General features: G+C 35.2%; 14 protein-coding genes. 8 read left to right on the forward strand and 6 right to left on the reverse strand.

The features are described 5' to 3' along the window. Positions 1-422 precede the first annotated feature (422 nt). Complete coding sequence (locus Q7C23_RS02960) at positions 423-3,353, forward strand: T9SS sorting signal type C domain-containing protein (RefSeq protein WP_375031100.1); 2,931 nt, start codon at positions 423-425, stop codon at positions 3,351-3,353. A 443-nt stretch (positions 3,354-3,796) separates the two neighbouring features. Further along, positions 3,797-7,348 carry a T9SS sorting signal type C domain-containing protein gene (locus Q7C23_RS02965; protein WP_375031101.1) on the forward strand — a complete coding sequence of 1,184 codons (3,552 nt, stop codon included), beginning with the start codon at positions 3,797-3,799 and terminating at the stop codon, positions 7,346-7,348. Between the two features lie 60 nt (positions 7,349-7,408). Here the strand turns inward: Q7C23_RS02965 and Q7C23_RS02970 are convergent, their stop codons facing one another. The 4 genes from Q7C23_RS02970 to Q7C23_RS02985 all read right to left on the reverse strand — a co-directional run bounded on the left by Q7C23_RS02970 (position 7,409) and on the right by Q7C23_RS02985 (position 11,105). Next, the gene (locus Q7C23_RS02970) at positions 7,409-8,275 is read right to left on the reverse strand and encodes a cupin-like domain-containing protein (protein ID WP_375031102.1); all 867 of its coding nucleotides are present in this window, start codon (positions 8,273-8,275) and stop codon (positions 7,409-7,411) included. An 83-nt stretch (positions 8,276-8,358) separates the two neighbouring features. Then, positions 8,359-9,447 (reverse strand): biotin synthase BioB, encoded by a 1,089-nt coding sequence (gene bioB, locus Q7C23_RS02975; protein WP_375031103.1) that lies wholly within the window; start codon positions 9,445-9,447, stop codon positions 8,359-8,361. A 172-nt stretch (positions 9,448-9,619) separates the two neighbouring features. Next, a complete protein-coding gene (locus Q7C23_RS02980; RefSeq protein ID WP_375031104.1) occupies positions 9,620-10,057 on the reverse strand; it encodes a hypothetical protein in 438 nt (145 codons plus the stop codon). A gap of 118 nt (positions 10,058-10,175) precedes the next feature. Then, a complete protein-coding gene (locus Q7C23_RS02985) occupies positions 10,176-11,105 on the reverse strand; it encodes a bifunctional riboflavin kinase/FAD synthetase (protein ID WP_375031105.1) in 930 nt (309 codons plus the stop codon). Positions 11,106-11,300: 195 nt separating this feature from the next. On the opposite strand from Q7C23_RS02985, the gene Q7C23_RS02990 reads away from it, so the two are divergent. Continuing rightward, the gene (locus Q7C23_RS02990; RefSeq protein ID WP_375031106.1) at positions 11,301-13,973 is read left to right on the forward strand and encodes a reprolysin-like metallopeptidase; all 2,673 of its coding nucleotides are present in this window, start codon (positions 11,301-11,303) and stop codon (positions 13,971-13,973) included. Positions 13,974-14,062: 89 nt separating this feature from the next. Here Q7C23_RS02990 and Q7C23_RS02995 read toward each other — a convergent pair whose 3' ends face one another. Together Q7C23_RS02995 and Q7C23_RS03000 are read right to left on the reverse strand one after the other, a co-directional pair. Beyond that, the gene (locus Q7C23_RS02995; protein ID WP_375031107.1) at positions 14,063-14,437 is read right to left on the reverse strand and encodes a ComF family protein; all 375 of its coding nucleotides are present in this window, start codon (positions 14,435-14,437) and stop codon (positions 14,063-14,065) included. Between the two features lie 50 nt (positions 14,438-14,487). Next, positions 14,488-14,748 (reverse strand): hypothetical protein, encoded by a 261-nt coding sequence (locus tag Q7C23_RS03000; RefSeq protein ID WP_375031108.1) that lies wholly within the window; start codon positions 14,746-14,748, stop codon positions 14,488-14,490. 98 nt (positions 14,749-14,846) lie between these two features. Here Q7C23_RS03000 and Q7C23_RS03005 point away from each other — a divergent pair, with 98 nt between their 5' ends. The 5 genes from Q7C23_RS03005 (at position 14,847) to Q7C23_RS03025 (ending at position 20,654) form a co-directional block, all read left to right on the forward strand. After that, complete coding sequence (locus tag Q7C23_RS03005; protein WP_375031109.1) at positions 14,847-16,385, forward strand: glycine--tRNA ligase; 1,539 nt, start codon at positions 14,847-14,849, stop codon at positions 16,383-16,385. A 200-nt stretch (positions 16,386-16,585) separates the two neighbouring features. Then, positions 16,586-17,404, forward strand: a complete 819-nt coding sequence (locus tag Q7C23_RS03010; RefSeq protein WP_375031110.1) for a LytR/AlgR family response regulator transcription factor — start codon at positions 16,586-16,588, stop codon at positions 17,402-17,404. A 173-nt stretch (positions 17,405-17,577) separates the two neighbouring features. Next, a complete protein-coding gene (locus Q7C23_RS03015; RefSeq protein ID WP_375031111.1) occupies positions 17,578-17,805 on the forward strand; it encodes a hypothetical protein in 228 nt (75 codons plus the stop codon). Between the two features lie 118 nt (positions 17,806-17,923). Further along, positions 17,924-19,966, forward strand: a complete 2,043-nt coding sequence (locus Q7C23_RS03020; RefSeq protein ID WP_375031112.1) for a sensor histidine kinase — start codon at positions 17,924-17,926, stop codon at positions 19,964-19,966. Then, the gene (locus tag Q7C23_RS03025) at positions 19,956-20,654 is read left to right on the forward strand and encodes a response regulator (RefSeq protein ID WP_375031113.1); all 699 of its coding nucleotides are present in this window, start codon (positions 19,956-19,958) and stop codon (positions 20,652-20,654) included. Before Q7C23_RS03020 ends, Q7C23_RS03025 begins: the two co-directional genes overlap by 11 nt. The last annotated feature ends 42 nt before the right edge of the window (positions 20,655-20,696 follow it).

Here is a 20,696-nt window from a genome sequence, read left to right on the forward strand (position 1 = left end):
TTTTTTGAAAGAAATTTTAGCTCAATTTGCTTTTGCTGACGTTTTTTTTTATGTTAAAATTAATTTTAACATAATTTTTTTTCAAATCATCATATTTTTTAATTAATAACAAAAAAAAGCGCATTTGATTTATCAGATGACTTGCATTTTTTAAATGATGAATTACATGAATTTTTTTTATTTATGAGAAATAACTTAAAATAATAAAACTGCCGTTTTTTGGCTGAAATATAAGAGGTTGATTTAGATTTGGTTAGATGAAAATTGTACATTGTTTAAGGCATTTTAGTGATAAAATAGGGTTGTAAAAGCAGCTCAAAAAATCGATAAAATGCAAACTCAAAAAGAGCCGATTTTTAAGTGGTTTTTTTTGAAAATAATTTGCTCAAAAAATCTATTGTTAAATTTAAATATCACTTAAAATGGACAAAAAATTACTTATTATTTTTTCGATGTTATTTTGTTTTGGATTTGCAAATGGTGCCACTATCACAAGTACCGGAACAGGAAATTGGTCTAGTACAACTTCATGGGTTGGCGGAATAATACCAACAGCAAATGATGATGTTATTATAGCTGCCGGATCAACGATAACAATTAACTCAAATGTTTCTGCAAAAACTTTAACCATAAATGGTACATTATTGGTTTCTGGTGATCGAACTGTAACAACCGCAGCAGGGAATACTCTTAGTGTAATTATTAATGGTACGCTTGGTTTTTCATCAAATCAAAGTGACATAAGATTTCCGGATGGAACTACCTTAAATATTAATAAACCTTCAGGAAAAATTGATGAGTCAGGAGGTTGCTCTAATAATGTTGCTCTGTACATTGGTTCACTGAAATTTGCAGTTTGTGTTGGAAGTGGAAATGGAAATAATGCCACTTATACTTTTGAACAACTCAATGATTTAGGGGGAACTATACAATCTAATCCTACAAGTAATGCACCGATTTGTGAAGGTAATACTCTTGATTTCACTGCAGCAAAGCTAGGTGTCGATGGGACTGGATTAAATTGGCATTGGTCCATAAAAGCTCCTGGGGCCGGATCTTTTACAACCTACCCTGACAAACAAACAATAGTATCTTTATCAAATGCCGTATCAGGAATTTACGAGGCTAATCTAACTTATACAACTACTTATGGAGGATCAACTTATACTAGTTCCAAAACTATTTTTGCAACTGTTAATCCAAGAGCGGCGACTCCAACAATCTCTCCAAGCGGGGCAACAACATTTTGTGAAGGTAGTAGTGTTACTTTAACGTCTAGCGCCGGGTCGAGTTATTTATGGTCAACAGGTGCGACGACACCAAGTATCGTTGTAACAACATCAGGAAATTACTCTGTTCAGGTGACAAATGCATTAGGCTGTCAAAGTTTACCATCTGCTAATACTGCAGTTACGATGAAACCTTTGTTAGCGCTTCCAAGTGTTTTTAGCAATATTAGCGCCACCTGCGCTACATTGACAGGAAGCATAGTGTTAAATAATTTACCAATGACAACACCTACAATACCAAATTGGGTTATTCAGCAGACCGGTACAGTATCACAATCATATACTGGAGGTGGTGGCGCAGATCCGACTACATTTACAATCTCAAATTTAATTCCGGGTTTTTATAATTTTACAATTGAATTTGGAGATTATTGTCCGGTATCGATTAATAATGTAGAAGTTAAAACCGCTGAAACTAATATATGGCAAGGTCCGGTTTTAGGATGGTCCAAAGGCAGTGCACCATCAAGCACCGGAACCGAAAGTATTGAATTTGCTGCAGATTATCAATCAGCAGGGGATTTGGCAAGTTGTTCCTGCAAGGTAGATGCCGGAAAAATTGTAACTATAAATGCAGGCCATACATTGTATGTGGAAAATCAGGTAGTTGTCGAGTCTGCTACCGGAGCAAAATTAATATTTGAAAATAACGCAAGTTTAGTCCAGCTTAACGATGTGATCAACACTGGAGATATCACTTATAAGCGAAATACAACAGCAGTTCGTCGTTATGATTTTACATTTTGGTCATCGCCAGTTACTCGTACACCAGCTTTTATGTTAAAAGACTTGTCTCCAGATACTCTGGGTGACAAATATTATAAATATCATCCAGTGAATGGTTGGGTTATTATTGGAAGGGGATTGGCAGAAATGGAGAGTGGGGTAGGATATATTATTAGAGCACCACAATATTACAGTATAACTATACCTGCTGTATATAGTGGCTCTTTTACAGGAGTTCCAAATAATGGACCAATTTCTGTTCCTTTAATTGCGGCTGAAAAATCAAATCTACTTGGGAATCCATATCCTTCGGCAATATATGCAGATGAGTTTATCTTTGATAATTCAAGTAATTTGTATGGGACCTTATATTTCTGGACACATAACAGCCCTCCAAGTAAACTTGTTGATGGAGATGCTACTTATAATTATACGGTTGATGATTATGCAGTTTATAATTTAACAGGCAGTGTCGAAGTCGGAAATCTTATTGGCAGTGGCGCTACTACGAGCCCAAACACAACAAGTCCAAAAGGTTATATCGCAGCGGGACAATCCTTTTTTGTAACGTCTAAAACTAATCTTAGTGCAATTTTTACCAATTCAATGCGGGTTAACGGTAACAATGCTCAGTTTTTTAAAACAAAAAGTAAGTCTACTATCGAAGCGCATAAAGTATGGATCAATTTTAGTAATGTAAAAGGAGCTTTTAAACAAGTATTAATTGGGTATGTTGAGGGAGCAACTAATGCATGGGATGATAATTATGATGGTCCAACTATAGATGGTAATAAATTTGTAGATTTTTACAGTGTAAATGAAGGTGAAAAGCTTATAGTTCAGGGACGCGGCTTGCCTTTTGACGAAACAGATTTTGTTCCTCTTGGATACAAATCGGCAATTGCAGGTGAGTTTACGATTTCTATTGATCATGCTACAGGAGTTTTAGATACACATGCTATTTATCTCGAAGATAAACTGACTAATACGCTTCATGATTTAAGAGGTAGTGATTATAAATTCACAACGGCTATAGGAACTTTTAATGATCGTTTTGTATTACGTTATGTTGGTAAAACATTAGCGAAACAGGAATTTCAAGATTCGGAACAAGCTCTTCTGGTTTCGACAAAAGATAAAATTATCAAAGTGACATCAACAAAAGAAATAATTGATGAAATAACTATTTTTGATCTTACAGGAAAAGTTATCTACAATAAAGATAAGATAGATTCTACAGAGTTCCAGATAGCCAATATACAGTCTGGAAATCAAGTTTTATTGGTGAAAGTTTCGCTAGGAAATGATACGACATCGACAATCAAGATCATTTTCTAGATAATAAAATAAAAAAAGTCAAAACCCATTCCATAAAAACGGAATGGGTTTTTTTGTGTCCGAGATTTATTTTTTTATCATGAGTTACTACTTAAAAATGTTAAAGTGCTGTTTTTCAAGTTAAATTATTTGATGTGTTGTAAATAAAATCGTACCTTGTTGTTGTTTACTTTCGGTGAAACACATAAAAGCCCGTTATACTGCATTTTTTATTACTTCTTCGTTTAAAAACTGAATACAGATTTTAGTTTTTTACCCGCCTAAAATACAGATTGTTAATTTGAATACCCGTTTACTAGCATAAGAAATTTAGATTCTCTTCGTGTGTTTTTATGTGCCTGAAGAGCTTGTTTAGGATTCTTTTCAATAATAGGGTATTTGAAATTTTGAAATGATTTTCATTTGAGTTGAATCTGATTTTTTAATTGTTAAAATGCCACAGTATGAAAGAATATTTACTTCCAGTATTGATTTTTTTTAGGTTTTTAATATTATCTACTTTTAGTAGGAAGCAGAAAAGAGAAATAGTTTTGTTTACAAAACTACAGCTGGCTTCTTTCTTATGCTTTGTCTCTCTTTCTTTGTGGGCACAACCTCCACCACATACTTTTGGCACTAGTGGTACTTTGTTTGTTCCTGCGGGAATTACTGAAATGACAGTTCAGGCATGGGGTGGCGGTGGCGCTGGTGGCGGTGCGTCAGGGGCTACACTTCTATCTTTAACTGGCCGTGGTGGTGCAGGCGGTGGTGGTGGTGCATATGCTACTGCTAATATTACAGTGGTGCCAGGAACAACTTTAAATGTAACTGTCGCTCGCCAGGTCGCCGGAACAACTACTGGCATTGGAGCAACTGGGGAGACTTCGACTATTGCAGGTTTTGAAAATATCATAAAAGCAGTTGGAGGATCTGGTGGTGGAGCAAATACTACTGGGGCAGTCCCTGCAGGTGGTGCAGGGGGCTTGGCCTCAGCTTCATCTGGAACTACAACGGTTAATGGTAGTCCCGGCCTAATTGGCGCTACTGCATTGCTATCATTAGGGCTGAACTCAGGAGCCGGAGGGAAAGGCGGTATTCCTGGGGGAGGTGATGGAGGTGCGGCTGTTCCTGGTACCCTTGAAAACCAGTCCGGGAATGTTGGCGTTGCTCCTGGCGGTGGAGGTAGTGGTGCCGTACAATCTCTCTCGAATGCTGCTCAATTAGGCGGAGCCGGAGCTGCTGGTCAGGTCATTGTTGCCTATACTTGTCCATCATATGGGATTTTAGGAGTTTCAGCTACAGGTGTTTGTACTACAGCTGGAACCTCGACAATAACCCTGACAGGAAGCGCAGCTTCTTTGCCAATTGGTGTTTATACCGTAAACTATAATCTCACGAATCCAGCTCAAAGTTTAACTATTACAATGACCATTACAACGGCAGGTCTGGGTACTTTTGTGCTATCGGGTCTTACTGCTGTTGGTACAAGAGATATCACAATTACAAAATTAACCTCTGGAGCTTGTTTTGTGGATTTAACTTCTAATAATTTCGCCAGTATTATCACTTCTGCGGTTACAAACGGTGGAACAGTTAGTGGTGCAGCGGCCGTTTGCAACGGTTCTACTAGTGGTACACTTTCATTGACCGGTCATACTGGTTCGGTTTTGAATTGGGAATATTCAGTGAGCCCTTTTACGGCATGGTTTCCTATAACAAATGTAACAACAAACTTAGTTTCGGGACCACTTACGGAAACTACCCGATTTAGAGCAGTGGTGCAAAATGGAGCTTGTGCTGTTGCGCGTTCCGGTGAGGCAGCGGTAGTTGTTAATCCATTACCTCAGGGAAGTCTAACAGGCAATGGGCCATTTTGTGCGGGTGGATCGCCACAGTTACTTTTTACCGCTACGACAGGTGTGGGCCCCTATACAATTGTGTATAAAGAAAATGGGGGAGCAGACCGCACAGTGACAAACATAACCAGTGGGATAGCTTTTGCTGCTTTTACATCCCCGGTAAACAACTCTGTAAACTACACGCTGGTTTCGGTTACAGATGCTAATAACTGTACAAGGAATACGGGGTTTACAGTTTCTGCTGCAACCATAACGGTTAATGCACAATCATCAACGCCAATAGTAGGAACTGTTGTTCAGCCTACCTGCGTTATTTCAACGGGAAGCCTGCCTTTAAGTGGGTTGATCACAGGGTCATGGACACTAATTCAAACAGGAACGGTTAATAATATGTACTATGGTACAGGAACTAGTTTTACAGTTCCTGATTTGGTACCAGGAAACTATACTTTTACAATACAGGACATCACAGGTTGTCCTTCATTGGCTACTTCCAATGTTACTATTATAGCTCCTGTTACCAATACCTGGGACGGCGATAGCTGGTCTGAGGGAAGCCTGCCAACAAATGATAACGACATTTTGGTATTCTCCGCTGATTATGAAATCAATCAGGATTTAAATGGTTGTTCCTGCATTATAAATTCAGGTGTAAATGTTGTGGTGAATTCTGATCATACCTTAACAATTGCAAATTCTGTAAATAATAATGGAGGAACATTAACATTCGAAAATAACGCAAGTTTATTACAAACGAATGAGGCTGTTAACACTGGAAATATTATTTACAAACGTTATACAGCACCGGTACGACGTTATGATTTTACTTTTTGGTCTTCACCTATTAAAGAAAGTACTTCTTTTACATTACATGATTTATCGCCCGATACGCTAGGGGATAAATATTATAAATACGATCCGGTAATAGGCTGGATTGTAATTTACAGAGGTGATGAAGCTATGGAAGCAGGAAGAGGTTATATCATAAGAGCACCGCAAAATTATGACATAATTGAGCCATCCGTTTTTAACGCGAGGTTCATCGGAATTCCTAATAATGGTACGATTCCGATACCGTTAGCCGCTGCCGAAAAATCATATTTACTGGGAAACCCTTATCCTTCGGCAATATATGCAGATAGGTTTATAGCTGATAATGCGGCTAATTTATATGGTACGTTATATTTTTGGACGCATAACAGCCCTCCAAGTGATGATGTTGATGGAGATGCAAAATACAATTATACGCTCGATGATTATGCTATTTATAATTTAACGGGCAGCACTACTGTTGGTGATATGGAAGGAGATGGGGCCGATACACCTGGTTATCAGGAACCACCATATGGCTATATTGCCGCAGGGCAGTCCTTTTTTGTGACATCAAAAACGGCATTAAATGCAGTGTTTACGAATTCAATGCGTGTCCCGGGTAATAATAGCCAGTTTTTTAAAAATAATGCTGTCCGAAAAGGAAATGATACCGGTCACAGAGTTTGGCTCAATCTTACTAATACGCAGGGAGCTTTTAAGCAATTATTAATTGGATATGTGGAAGGAGCAACCAATTCATGGGATAATAATTATGACGGACTTACAATGGACGGCAATAAATACTTGGACTTTTACAGTATTAATGAAATGATGAAATTAGTAATTCAGGGACGCAGCCTTCCTTTCCTTGAAACTGATGTTGTTCCGTTAGGGTATAGATCGATAATTGTGGGTGAGTTTACAATTTCTATTGATCATGCCAATGGTGATTTAAGCACCCATGATATTTATTTAGAAGATAAATTAGCTAAAAGTGTGCATAATTTAAAAACTAGTAATTATAATTTTACCACCGCCGTCGGAACTTTCGATGACCGCTTTGTATTACATTATGTCAATAAATCTTTGGGGACAGAGGATATTGAAGGCACTGAACAAACCGTTGTGATTTCTGTAAAAGATAAAATTATCAAAGTGAATTCAGCGAAGGAAAATATTAAAGAGGTTTCAGTCTTTGATGTTAGCGGAAAGCTTCTTTATAATAAAACAAAAGTTAATGCAACAGAATTGCAAATAGCTAATTTGCAATCAACGAATCAGATTTTACTAGTAAAAACGACATTAGAAAATGGGTATAGTACTTTGAAGAAAGTGGTTTTTTAATAGTAGTTCAGTAAATAAAAAAGCGGTTGAAATTTCAGTTTTAACCGCTTTTTAATTCTATTAAGCAGATTTTGCTAAATTCTCATGGGTATTTTCAATCGCTTTTTGATTTTTATAATCAATCCATTTCTGGCCTTTAAACCTTCTCATCATAATATCAAAATGGCGCATAATGAAAACATTATAGGCGGCCTTGGATAAATTGGTAATATTTTTTGGAAAAGCACGTAAACTCATAGAGAATCCCGGAGTCAAATATTTCATATAATGCCAATATCCTTCAGGCATATATAACATCTCACCATGTTTGAGATTGGTAATATAGCCTTCGGCATTTTTTAAGGCAGGAAATTTTTCATAATCAGGATCATCAAAATCAATGTCTTCTCTTGAAATTAATGCGTGAGGTACTTTATACATGTATTTTGACTGATCAGGAGGAAAGATCATACATTGTTTTTCTCCATGAAAATGAAAATGCAGAATATTCGAATAATCAATATCAAAGTGCATAAAGACTCTTGAATTTTCTCCACCAAAAAACAACATCGGCATTTGCTTTACAAGCTTTAGTCCAATATCGGGCCATAAAAAGTCATTTTTTAGCACTGGGACTTCCTTCATTAAATTATAAAGGAAAATACGATAGTTAGTAGGTTTGGATTGTAAAAGAGTGATATAATCGCTCATTTTCATTTTAGTGTGTGCCTCGTTAAAGCCATCTTCGTGATTTACAGGTCTGTCATCATATAAAGGAACGGTAACATCACCGGCGATTTCGTTGATATAGGATAATTTCCATTTGTGGTAAGCTGGCCAGTCTTCGGTCAGTTCTTCAATAACAACGGGAATTTGTTTTTTGACATATTGGGAAATAAAATCAGATTTTGAGATTTTTTTTACCCTTTCGATTTGTTTTAACTTCATCTTTGATAAATAAAAAAATTGCTTCTGACACTAAGTCAAGAAGCAATTTAAAAATATTTAATGAGATTTATTAACTCTTTAGCTTAAATTTTTGACTTGATCGAAGCCTCCAGATTTCTTTCAATAGTGTGTCCCGGTCTTGACCATTTTGGTTTTTCGCCTAATGGAGCGAACTGAGAATCTTCTGCTTCAACTGTCTGAGGTTGTGAAACTTTAACAAATGGTTTTTGTGGAATCAATCCTAACATCTCAAACATTTTTATGTCTTCGTGTACATCCGGATTTGGAGTTGTAAGCAATTTATCACCTGCAAAAATAGAATTGGCACCTGCAAAGAAACACATTGCCTGTCCTTCACGACTCATGTTCGTTCTTCCTGCAGATAAACGTACCTGTGTATCCGGCATAACAATTCTGGTAGTGGCTACCATACGAATCATTTCCCAGATTTCAACTGGTTTTTCTTCTTCCATCGGAGTTCCTTCAACAGCAACCAAGGCATTAATCGGCACTGATTCTGGTTGTGGATTTAAAGTAGAAAGGGCAACAAGCATTCCTGCTCTGTCCTCAACACTTTCTCCCATTCCAATGATTCCTCCACTACAAACCGTAACATTCGTTTTACGAACATTTTCGATAGTTTGTAAACGGTCTTCGAAACCACGAGTAGAAATTACATCTTTATAATATTCTTCAGACGTATCTAAATTGTGATTGTAAGCATATAAACCTGCTTCTGCCAAACGTTGAGCCTGGTTTTCAGTAATCATACCCAATGTACAACAAACTTCCATGTCAAGTTTATTGATAGTTCGCACCATTTCTAAAACCTGATCAAATTCTTCACCATCTTTTACGTTTCTCCAGGCAGCTCCCATACAAACACGAGAAGATCCGCTTGATTTAGCACGCAAAGCCTGAGCTTTTACCTGACTAACGCTCATTAAGTCATTTCCTTCAACACCAGTGTTGTAACGTGCGGCTTGTGGGCAATAACCGCAATCTTCAGGACAGCCTCCGGTTTTAATAGATAGTAAAGTTGATACCTGAACTACGTTCGGATCGTGTTTTGTTCTATGAATTGTGGCTGCCTCATAAAGCAGGTCCATCATAGGTTTGTTATATATGGCGATTATTTCGTCTTTTGTCCAATTGTGTTTTGTAATGCTCATCGATGCAATTTTTTGATGCTTCAAAAGTAGTTAAATTGTTCTAATCAACCAATGTGTATTTCTGTAAATGAATATTTGACAGGTATTTTCAAAAAAGAAACACTCTAAAATCATAGAATTATACTTTTTCATGATTTTAGAGTGCTTAAATTAGAGATTTATTTAAAAAAAATTAATCAGCTGCATATTTGTTATTCCAATATAACATCATCATCAAGGTTACAATTACGGACGATGCAATTCCTTCAAAAAGCAAACAGATGCAATAGGTTGGTACAGAAGGATTTCCTCCAAACATAAACGTTTCAGATAAGCCTTGCACATAAGCGTCTCCACCTCTTGCATAACTGTAAACTAATAATCCGAAGACACTCATGCATACACCAACCACAGAGGTTGTCATTGCTGATACAGCATTAGATACAAAGTTGGTTTCACCCTCGCGAAGATTCATTTGCATGGTTCTGTTTACGCCATAAAATATAAAGAATACATTTAGTGTACGCAGATAAAACAAGTCTGCAAGTCCTAATAGATTCATCAATAAAAAATAAATTCCTATTCCGAGGAAAATCAAAAAACCGTTGGTAATTTCTTTAGGTAAATTCATAGTGGTTATTTTTAAAGAAGTTAATAGCAAATGATTGACAAACAGAGTTGTATATCAAATTTACTAAAAAAATAACTACGATGATTTAAATTTGGTGAAAAGTATGTTTGAAAGCTTTCTAAAGCTGAGAAACAAAAGCTAAAGCATCAATTTTATCCTGATTTAATTGCGCTTTTAGCAAATCAACTGAGCCAAATTTTTGTTCGTCACGAAGATAGTGTAATAATGAAACTTCGATTTTTTCGCCGTAAATGTCAGCATCAAAATCAAAAAGATGCACTTCGATTGTTTGTTTTTCACCGTTTACCGTCGGATTAAAACCAATATTCATCATTCCGAAAACTTCTTTTTGACCAATTAAGGCTTTGGCCACATAAACACCATTCTCCGGAATTAATTTATAATCTTCCGCAATTTGAATGTTGGCTGTTGGGAAACCAATAGTTCGTCCTAATTGTTTTCCTTTTACAACTTCACCGGTTAAAAAATAATTATAACCCAAATAATCGTTTGCCAATTTCATATTTCCTTCATTTAAGGCTTTTCTGATTTTGGTAGAACTAACTGAAACATCCTGAATTTCCTGTGCTGAAATTTGCTCGACTTCAAAACCATATTCAGCTCCAAAAGCAATAAGGTCATCAATGTTGGCCGTTCTGTTTCTTCCAAAACGATGATCATGACCAATAATTATTTTTTGAATGTGAAATTGATCGACTAAAATAGAATGCACAAATTCTTCGGCAGTTAATCTTGAAAAACTTTCATTAAAAGGATGAATTACTAAATTTTCGATTCCTGTTTGTTCTAGAAGTTTTGATTTTTCAGAAATTGTATTTAAAAGTCTTATTTCTGATTTCTCTTGTAAAACCATTCTGGGATGCGGAAAAAATGTAAGAACCAGACTCTCGTATTTTCCGTTTTCAGTGTTTTGAGTGATTCGTTCCAATATTTTTTTATGACCAATATGCACACCGTCAAAGGTGCCAAGAGTTAAAATAGTTTTCTTGGTCGAATGGAAATCGTTTATAGAATGAAAGAGCTTCAAAACAAATAATTTAAGATGGTGCAAATTTATACTATCTATTTGAAATTTTATACTACCCACAATTGATTTTTTGAAGAGATTTGGCTTCTTTTTGTGAATAATGGTTAACTGGTCGACTAAAAACGATTAAATGTCTTTTATATGTAAGAATTTAATTTAATTCTCTTAATTTTGATTTTTCAAATACCGTTGAGTATGAAAAAACTACTACTTTTTTTATTTGTTATTTTTTGCTGTGTTGAAATTCACGCTCAAAATGATGATTTATGGCAAAGAACAACCTCAAATTCTATTTTAAATAAGAGGGCAAATTCATCCGATTCCGGAAGGTTATATTATAAGCTGAATTCGGATTTCTTAAAAAGCAAACTTGCTGCCACAACTGGAAAGACTTCCGGAGAAATTAATTCAGAAATTACAATTCCAAACCCGGATGGTGTTTTAGAGCGCTTTGCGGTTTGGGAGTCATCTAATTTCGAACCGGAATTACAAGCAAAATATCCTGAAATCAGAGCTTATGAAGGAAGCGGATTGGATGATAAATCGGCAAAAATTCATTTTAGTGTTTCGCCATTGGGAGTACAAACGATGGTTTTTCGTGCCAATAAAGTAACTGAATTTATTGAAGTGAATCCTGACGACAAAACCGAATATGTGCTATTTGCTAAAAATGGGTTGAGTTCTAAAAAGTTGATTTGCGCGACAACTAATGATATCGCAAATACTAAGGCGACAGCGAAAACAGCCAAAGTGCAATCAAATACAAAAGTTTTTAAAACAATGCGCCTGGCATTATCATGTACAGCAGAGTATACTACTTATTTTGGAGGCACAAAAGCAGCTGCATTAGCCGGAATGAATGCAACACTAACAAGAGTAAACGGTGTTTTTAATAAAGACCTGGCAGTAAAATTGGTGTTAATTGCCAATACTGAAGCTTTAATTTATACAGATGCTGCAACAGATCCATATGCAAATGCGAAAGAAGGAGTTGATGACGGCGAGTGGAACGAAGATTTGCAAGAGAATTTGACAGCTGTCATTGGTAATGCTAATTATGATATTGGGCATTTATTTGGTGCTTCGGGTGGTGGTGGAAATGCTGGATGTATTGGTTGTGTTTGTACAAATCCAACAAGTGATGAACCTCTTGGTAAGGGAAGTGCTTATACTTCACCTTCAAATGAAAGACCTGAGGGAGATACATTTGATATTGATTTTGTTGCCCATGAAATGGGGCATCAATTAGGTGCGACACATACCTTTTCTTCTGAAGAAATGGAGGGATCGGGAACTCATGTCGAGCCGGGAAGCGGATCAACTATTATGGGTTATGCAGGGATAACAGATTTTGATGTTCAGAATAATTCAGATGATTATTTTGCGTATGCCAGTATAATTCAAATTCAAAATAATCTTGCCACAAAGAGTTGTCCGGTAAATACAGCAATAATAAATAACCCACCTACAGTTGATGCTGGCAAAGATTTCACCATACCAATAAGTACAGCTTTTGTACTAAAAGGGACAGGCTCTGATCCTGAAGGTGATTCCATAACGTATAATTGGGAGCAATACGATAGTGCCACAACAACTACAGGTGGAAACAGTATAGCCTACCCTACAAAACCAGACGGACCTTTGTTTAGATCAGTAATTCCTAATTCAAGTCCGGTTCGTTATATGCCGGAACTGAATTCTGTTATTCAGAATCAATTAACGACAAAATGGGAATCCGTTTCTTCTATAGCAAGGACATTGCATTTTACATTAACAGCCAGAGACAATGCAGCTTTAGGGAAAGCCCAGACTAATACAGCTGAGAAGATTGTAACTGTTGCTTCTTTTGCCGGCCCATTTACCGTAACATCACACCTAAATGATAATGTAAGCTGGTGGCAGGGGTTTAGTGAAACGGTAACATGGAGTGTTAATAACACCAATACACTGGAGGGTTCAACAGCGGTTAATATTAAATTATCTACAGATGGTGGTTTGACTTTTCCGATAGTTCTGGCATCAAATACACCAAATGATGGTTCTGAAGTGATTACGCTTCCAACAAGTGTTCCTTCTTCTAAAAATTGCAGAATCCTGATCGAACCAACTGGTAATATCTATTATGCATTAAATCTTAAGCCTTTTGCGGTAGGATATACTTCGACAACAACTTGTGATTCCTATAGTTTTGGAAGTTCTTTCTCTATTCCAAACACCACGACATTTGTTACAAAAACCATTACAGTTCCAGCAACTACAGCAACAGTTTCAGATGTAAATGTTTCGGTTAATGTAACACACGCCAGATTTTCTGATATTGAAATTCAAATTGTAAATCCACAAGGTACTATTGTGCGATTGTTTAATAAAAACTGTGGATCAACAAATTCAACTTTAGCCATGCAATTTGATGATGCCGGTAATGCTTTAGATTGTAATAAAACAACAGAGCAAATCGTTTTACCAGTTGATTTGTTAAGTGTTTTTAGTGGTCAGAGTCCTGAGGGAACCTGGACCTTAAGAGTTCGTGATGCTGTGACAGGAATGTTCGGGACTGTAAATTCAGCTTCCATAAATATTTGTGGCCAAAATTATACTTTGGGAACACCTGATTTTGAAAATATTGATTTTGTATTGTCTCCAAATCCAAATAAAGGGAGTTTTATTATTCAATTTGAAAGTAAATCTAATACCGGAGTTAAAGTTTTTGTGCATGATATCTTAGGGAAGAAAGTTTATGAAAACACTTTTGAAAGTACATCAAACTTTAATCAAAATATTCAATTGCAAAATGTTTCTGCCGGAATCTATCTGGTAACAGTTATCGATGGAGAGAGAAGAACAGTTAAGAAAATAATAGTCAACTAAAATTTAGAAAAAAACAATAAAAAAATTCCAAATTCCAAAACTTTCGCTGAGGTTTTGGAATTTGGAATTTTTTATTGGAATTTAACACATTATGAGTTCGCCACCGCCATACAAACAATACTAATTTTTGCTCCCGGAATTTTTAATAATGCCCGTGAACAGGCTTCTAGCGTAGCGCTGGTTGTAAGTATATCATCAACAATTAGAAAATGTTTGTTTTGATTTTCTTCGGAAAAATGAACGTCAAATATATTTTCGATATTTTCAGATCTTCCCAATAGGTTCTTTTTAGATTGTGTTTTGGAGTATTTCTTTCGATATAAAACAGCATCATCAAAAGTAATGTTTAAACCTTCGGCCAGAGCTTTTCCAAAAGTAGTAACTTGATTGTAACCGCCTTCCCTGAATTTTCTTTTATGCAGCGGGACAGGAATGACAACATCAAATGGAATTTCTAAATACAATTCTTTTAGATTTTCTACATTACTAATTTCCTAAAAGAAAACCAATTTCTTCATGACCCTTGTATTTTTAGATTGTGAATGAGTTCCTGAACCATTCCTCTTTTATTGAAATATAAAAAAGCTGAAGCATGCTGAATTTCAATTTTACCATAGAATTTCTTTACAGCTTCATTTTTGATGTCTAAATGATATTGTGAGAGAGGTATTTCATGACGACAATACGAAGAGATTACAGATTCATTTGACATTAAAAGCGCATGACAACCGGCGCAAACTTTGGGAAAAAACAGGTTAAGAAGATAATTAATCACAAATAGAAGGAATTTGGTTACAAAAATAACGAAATCAATCCTTCAATCTTTATATTTTTTCTTTTTTTTAAATGTACTTTTTATATTTTTGCATCACTATGGCAAAACAAGAAGATATATTTAAGAATGTGGTTTCGCACGCAAAAGAGTACGGATTTATTTTCCCCTCTAGCGAAGTATACGATGGATTGAGTGCAGTATATGATTATGCACAAAATGGTGTCGAGTTAAAAAAGAATATCCGTGAATATTGGTGGAAATCAATGGTTCAGATGAATGATAATATTGTAGGTTTAGATGCTGCAATATTAATGCATCCAACAACCTGGAAAGCTTCAGGCCACGTTGATGCTTTCAATGATCCTTTAATTGATAATAAAGATTCGAAAAAAAGATATAGAGCTGATGTTTTAGTGGAAGATTTCGCTGAAAAGATCAATCAAAAAGCTCAAAAAGAAATTGAAAAAGCAAGAGCTCGTTTTGGTGATGCTTTTAATGAAGAAGAATTTGTTACCACAAATGCCCGCGTTGTAGAATATCTTGCGAAATACAAAGAAATTTTATCAAGGCTTGCAAAAGGTATGACTGATAATCTTCCCGATGTAAAAGCGCTAATCGAAGAATTAGAAATTGCTGATCCTGAAACAGGTTCAAAAAACTGGACAGATGTAAAGCAATTCAACTTAATGTTCGGAACAAAATTAGGTGCTTCTGCAGATTCTGCAATGGATTTATATTTACGTCCGGAAACAGCTCAGGGTATTTTTGTTAATTTCCTGAATGTTCAGAAGTCTGGCCGTATGAAAGTTCCTTTTGGAATTGCTCAAACGGGTAAAGCTTTCAGAAATGAGATTGTTGCAAGACAATTCATTTTCCGTATGCGTGAATTTGAACAAATGGAAATGCAGTTTTTTGTGCGTCCGGGTGAAGAAATGCAATGGTACCACCACTGGAAAGAAACACGTTTAAAATGGCACTTATCTTTAGGACTAGGAAAAGAAAACTATCGTTTTCATGATCACGAAAAATTAGCGCATTATGCAAACGCTGCTGCAGATATTGAATTCAACTTTCCATTCGGATTTAAAGAATTAGAAGGAATTCACTCTCGTACCGATTTTGACTTAAAAGCGCATGAACAATACTCTGGTAGAAAACTACAATACTTTGATCCGGAATTGAATGAAAATTACGTTCCTTACGTTGTAGAGACCTCTGTAGGTTTAGATCGTATGTTTTTAGCTGTTTTTGCAACATCATTGCAAGAAGAAACTCTTGAAGATGGATCTACAAGAACAGTATTGAAATTACCAGCTGTTTTAGCGCCAACAAAAGCAGCTGTTTTACCATTAGTTAAGAAAGACGGTTTACCAGATATCGCTAAAAAAATCATTGACGATTTAAAATGGGATTTCAACGTGGCTTATGATGAAAAAGATGCTGTTGGACGTCGTTACAGAAGACAGGATGCTCTTGGAACTCCATTCTGTATTACGGTAGATCATCAAACAATCGAAGATGAAACAGTAACTATTCGTCATAGAGATACAATGAAACAAGATCGTGTAAAAATTAGCGAATTGAGAGCTATTATTGAAAACGAAGTTTCGATGAAAAACTGGTTGATGAAAATGTAATTTCTTTAAATTTTACCATATAAATCCCAAATTCCTTAGGTGGAGTTTGGGATTTTTTTACTTTTGGAAAGTGCATTTCGTCGATTTTTTTTTGCATTTCATCTTTATGTATTAACATTTAGTTGTAATGTGTTAACAATGAAATGTTTAGAAAATAGAAATGTGTAAATTTAATTGGGCATAAACCATAAAAGCTAAACTTGAAAAAGTATTCTTATATTATAATTGATGATGCTGCTGAAAGTATTTTGAGAACCAAGACAATAGCGGATGGTTTTTCAGAGTTAACTTTTGTTGCGTCGGCTATGAATTATCAGGAGGGTTTGCATTTGGTTTTAGAGCACAAACCTGTTCTTGTTTTTTTAGAAATCGGCCCGGATGACTTATCCAGTAATTTATCGCTTGCCTTTATAAGTGAGTTGCATCGATATCTGGCTGTGCTGCCTAAAATAATAATTACAACCACAAAAAGAGGATTGGCTTTTGAGGCTATTCAATATGGTGTTTTTGATTATTTACTAAAGCCTCTCACGCATATTGATTTGCTTAAGATGACTTTGAGATTAGAAAAGTTGTTTTTGGAGACTAATACTGTAGAAATGACAAATGAAATTGTCTCTGTTGCAGTTCCTCAAGCAGAAGTTTCAAATGTATCGCATGCCGAGGAAAAACCTTTAATTATCTGTATTAAATCATATGGAGACTATCGTTATCTAAATGCAGTTGATATAGCCTATTTCCAGGCGGATAATAATTCAACAGATATTTATCTTAATTCTGGTGAAATGATAACGGCTTTTAAAACATTAAAGCATTTTGAGAGTGTTTTGTCGCATCCATTTATTCGCATTCACAACAGTTACATCATCAATCAAAATTATATAGCAAGAATTCATAACGGAAACTCAGTTTGTTACATAAAAAACTCTCCCAAAAAGATTCCATTTTCGAAGACCTATAAATCAAATGTCGATCTAATTATTGCTAATTTTTCAGCAGGAAACTACTTAGAGATCTAAAAATTAGGCATTTACACTAAATTAACGTTCATTGACTATCATTTGGGCATGTTCTACCATAAACTGCATTTTTCGCATCCATTTATTTTGATTCTGTACCTAGTTTTACACTCTCGATTCGCCAAAAACGATCGACTCCAAAAACAAACAGTCGAATAAAATACCTCAAGATCATGAAAAAAGCAACATTAACAATCGGTTTATTTTCTTTAATAATGGTAGCAACTTCTTTTGCTAATCCATCAACTTCAAATACATTTTCAAATGAGAAATTAAGTATAGTTCCGCCAAATGATGGAAGTATTGTTGGAGGAAACAAAAAACGTGATTTTCATGCAGTAACAGCAAAATTAGACATTAACGGAAGTATCGTGAGAGGAAATAAAAAATTAGATTTGTAATAAATTTTATATTATAAACAAAAAGGTTGTCAATCTATTGGCAACCTTTTTTTTGTGTCAATAGTTTTGCTATTTTTGGTAAAATTGTAAAACATCATTGAGAAAAAATTACTTCATATTGTTTTTTTCCATATTGTCTTTTCTTAGTTGTACTGAGAAAATAAACAAGAATGATGACTCTTCATCCGTACAGGATAGTCTTAAAATTTATCTGGCATTAGCCGAAGATGATAAGCTGCCTCTGGATTATAAAATCAAATACAGTGAAAGGGCCTATGAATTAGTATCGAATCAGGCTAATGATTCTTTAAACCGGGTAAATCTTTTTAAAGTTGCGAACCGATTCTATAATAATAACCACTGGAATAGCTTTAAAAGAACAGTTCTTGTAGCTTTAAACAGATCGCAAGCTGCCAAAGATTCTGTTTTTATTGCAAAGTCATATACCTATCTTGGCGATTATTACAGCAGTCGTGCAATTTCTGACAGCGCCTATATGTTTTACTTTAAAGCTGAAAAAATTTATTTTCAGTTGAAAGATAATTCGAACTTGGCGACAACACGCTTAAGCAAGGCTTATCTGCAATATGCAGAAGGGGATCTTTTAGGAAGCGAAAAAGCTGTTTTTAATGTGCTGAAAGTTTTGGACACCGCCAAAAATGCTGAAATTGTGTACGAATCTTATAATTTACTCGGAGCGATTTATAACGATTTGGAGGAATATGAAAAAGCGTTGGAATTTCATAATAAAGCACTTTCTAGTGTTGACAGTAAAGTAATACCCACTGAATTTCAATCAAAAGCAACTTCGTTAAATAATATTGGCTATGTATATAATAATATTAAAAACTACAAAAAAGCCAAGGAGTTTTATGAAAACGCTTTAAAAGAGAAGAATTTAAAAACAGATAAGCCATCTTTATATGCCATGCTGATTGATAATTTGGCGTATGCCAAATTCAAGCTCTTAGAAAAAAAAGATCTTCCAGACATGTTTTACAGATCGCTTAAATTTAGAGACAGTCTAAAACTTAACACTGGAGTGATTTCTAATAAACTTCATCTTTCTGAATTCTATGCTTTTAATAAAGATACGGCCAGAGCAATGGAATTTTCTGTCGAATCTCTGCGAGAATCCAAAAAAATGAATAATTCGAGAAATGTTCTGCAGTCGTTGAAACACCTTGCTCTGATTGACCCCAAAAAAGCGTCTCTCTATTCTAAGGAATATATTCGTATTAATGACAGTCTACAGAAAGGAGAACGCCAAATAGGAGATAAGTTTACTCGTATCGAGTATGAGACAAATGAAATAAAGGATCAAAATTCGAATCTGCAGGAGAAAAACAGAGCTTTGGTATATGTTTTTAGTATATGTACTTTGTTAGGTTTGTTTTTTTATGTTTACAAAACGCAACAGGCAAAACACAGGGAGTTACTTTTTAAGCAAGAGCAGCAAATTGCAAACGAAAATATTTACAATTTGATGATTTCTCAGCAAAATGATATTGAGATGACCCGAATTAAAGAAAAGAAGCGGGTTGCACAGGAACTGCATGACGGTGTTTTAGGGAGAATGTTTGGGGTGCGAATTAGTCTGGATAGTCTTGATAGCATGGAAAATAAAGATGAAGCACAGGCGGCACAGAAAAGGAAAAAATATTTAACAGAGCTAAAACATATAGAAGAAGACATTCGTGAAATTTCTCATGATTTAAATAGGGAAAAATCAGAATTAATTAATAATTTTATTGCAATTTTGAACAAATTGTTTGAAAATCAACAAAATACCTACAACTCTAAACTAATTACTTCTTTTGACCCGCATATTAAGTGGGAGTTAGTTAGTAATATTGTTAAGATTAATTTGTACAGAATTGTTCAGGAGGCCTTGCAGAATTGTAATAAATATGCTGAGGCTGATACAATTACGGTAGATTTTAAAAGTGAGATCGATTATTTGATTTTGTCCATTTCAGATGACGGAAAAGGTTTTAATACAAAAAGAGCGAAAAACGGAATAGGATTGCATAATATTCAATACCGTGCAAAAGAGTGTAAGGGTACAGTTACTATAAAATCTGCCAAAGGAGAAGGAACCATTCTTCTAATCAAAGTCCCAATAGACCAAAAACTAAACCTGCAAAAGAATGACATTTAACCTAACAACCCCGATTTCGTCTTTAATCAGCCGGAATATTTTAATTGTTGATGATCATCCTTTTATAATTGAAGGATATAAAAACGCAATTACACGTTACAATCCCAAGGAATACGATTTTGCTATTTCGCAGGCTTATGACTGCAGGTCAGCTTACGATTTGATCGAAGATGAGTCAACTCCAGATTTTGAAGTGGCTTTCTTAGATATAAGTATGCCGGCGTATGAAGAAAAGGAGATTTTTTCAGGTGAAGATCTGGCTATTTTAATCATGAAAAAAATGCCTCATTGCAAAATTATTTTGCTAACGATGTATACCGAATTGCTAAAAATTAAAACAATTATCAGAACTATAAACCCAAATGGACTGATAATTAAAAATGATCTTACTTTTGATGAACTTCTTTTTGCTTTTGATAAAGTCATGAAAAATGAGAAGTATTACAGTCAGTCAGTTGTTAAAATGCTGAATCAGTCGGCTCACAATTCAATCGAGATTGATGAGTTTGATAAGCAGATTCTGTTTCATTTGTCAAAGAAAACTCCGGTAGCAGAAATGCCGCATTACATTCCCATTTCTTTAAATGCCATTGAAAAACGAAAAGTCAATTTAAAAGAATTGCTTAAAATAAAGTCTGGTTCAGACGAAGACTTAATTAAAGAAGCAAAAAGTAAAGGACTTTTCTAAAAATAAAATTACAATATAAAAAATTCCAAATTCCAATAGCAT

It is taken from the genome of Flavobacterium sp. LAR06 (assembly GCF_041946075.1).
GTDB lineage: Bacteria > Bacteroidota > Bacteroidia > Flavobacteriales > Flavobacteriaceae > Flavobacterium.

Excerpts from the sequence above, each read along its gene's own strand:
- Q7C23_RS02960 (WP_375031100.1), top strand. The coding sequence starts at position 423 with ATGGACAAAAAATTACTTATTATTTTTTCGATGTTATTTTGTTTTGGA.
- Q7C23_RS02965 (WP_375031101.1), top strand. The coding sequence starts at position 3,797 with ATGAAAGAATATTTACTTCCAGTATTGATTTTTTTTAGGTTTTTAATA.
- Q7C23_RS02970 (WP_375031102.1), bottom strand. The coding sequence starts at position 8,275 with ATGAAGTTAAAACAAATCGAAAGGGTAAAAAAAATCTCAAAATCTGAT.
- bioB (WP_375031103.1), bottom strand. The coding sequence starts at position 9,447 with ATGAGCATTACAAAACACAATTGGACAAAAGACGAAATAATCGCCATA.
- Q7C23_RS02980 (WP_375031104.1), bottom strand. The coding sequence starts at position 10,057 with ATGAATTTACCTAAAGAAATTACCAACGGTTTTTTGATTTTCCTCGGA.
- Q7C23_RS02990 (WP_375031106.1), top strand. The coding sequence starts at position 11,301 with ATGAAAAAACTACTACTTTTTTTATTTGTTATTTTTTGCTGTGTTGAA.
- Q7C23_RS03005 (WP_375031109.1), top strand. The coding sequence starts at position 14,847 with ATGGCAAAACAAGAAGATATATTTAAGAATGTGGTTTCGCACGCAAAA.
- Q7C23_RS03015 (WP_375031111.1), top strand. The coding sequence starts at position 17,578 with ATGAAAAAAGCAACATTAACAATCGGTTTATTTTCTTTAATAATGGTA.
- Q7C23_RS03025 (WP_375031113.1), top strand. The coding sequence starts at position 19,956 with ATGACATTTAACCTAACAACCCCGATTTCGTCTTTAATCAGCCGGAAT.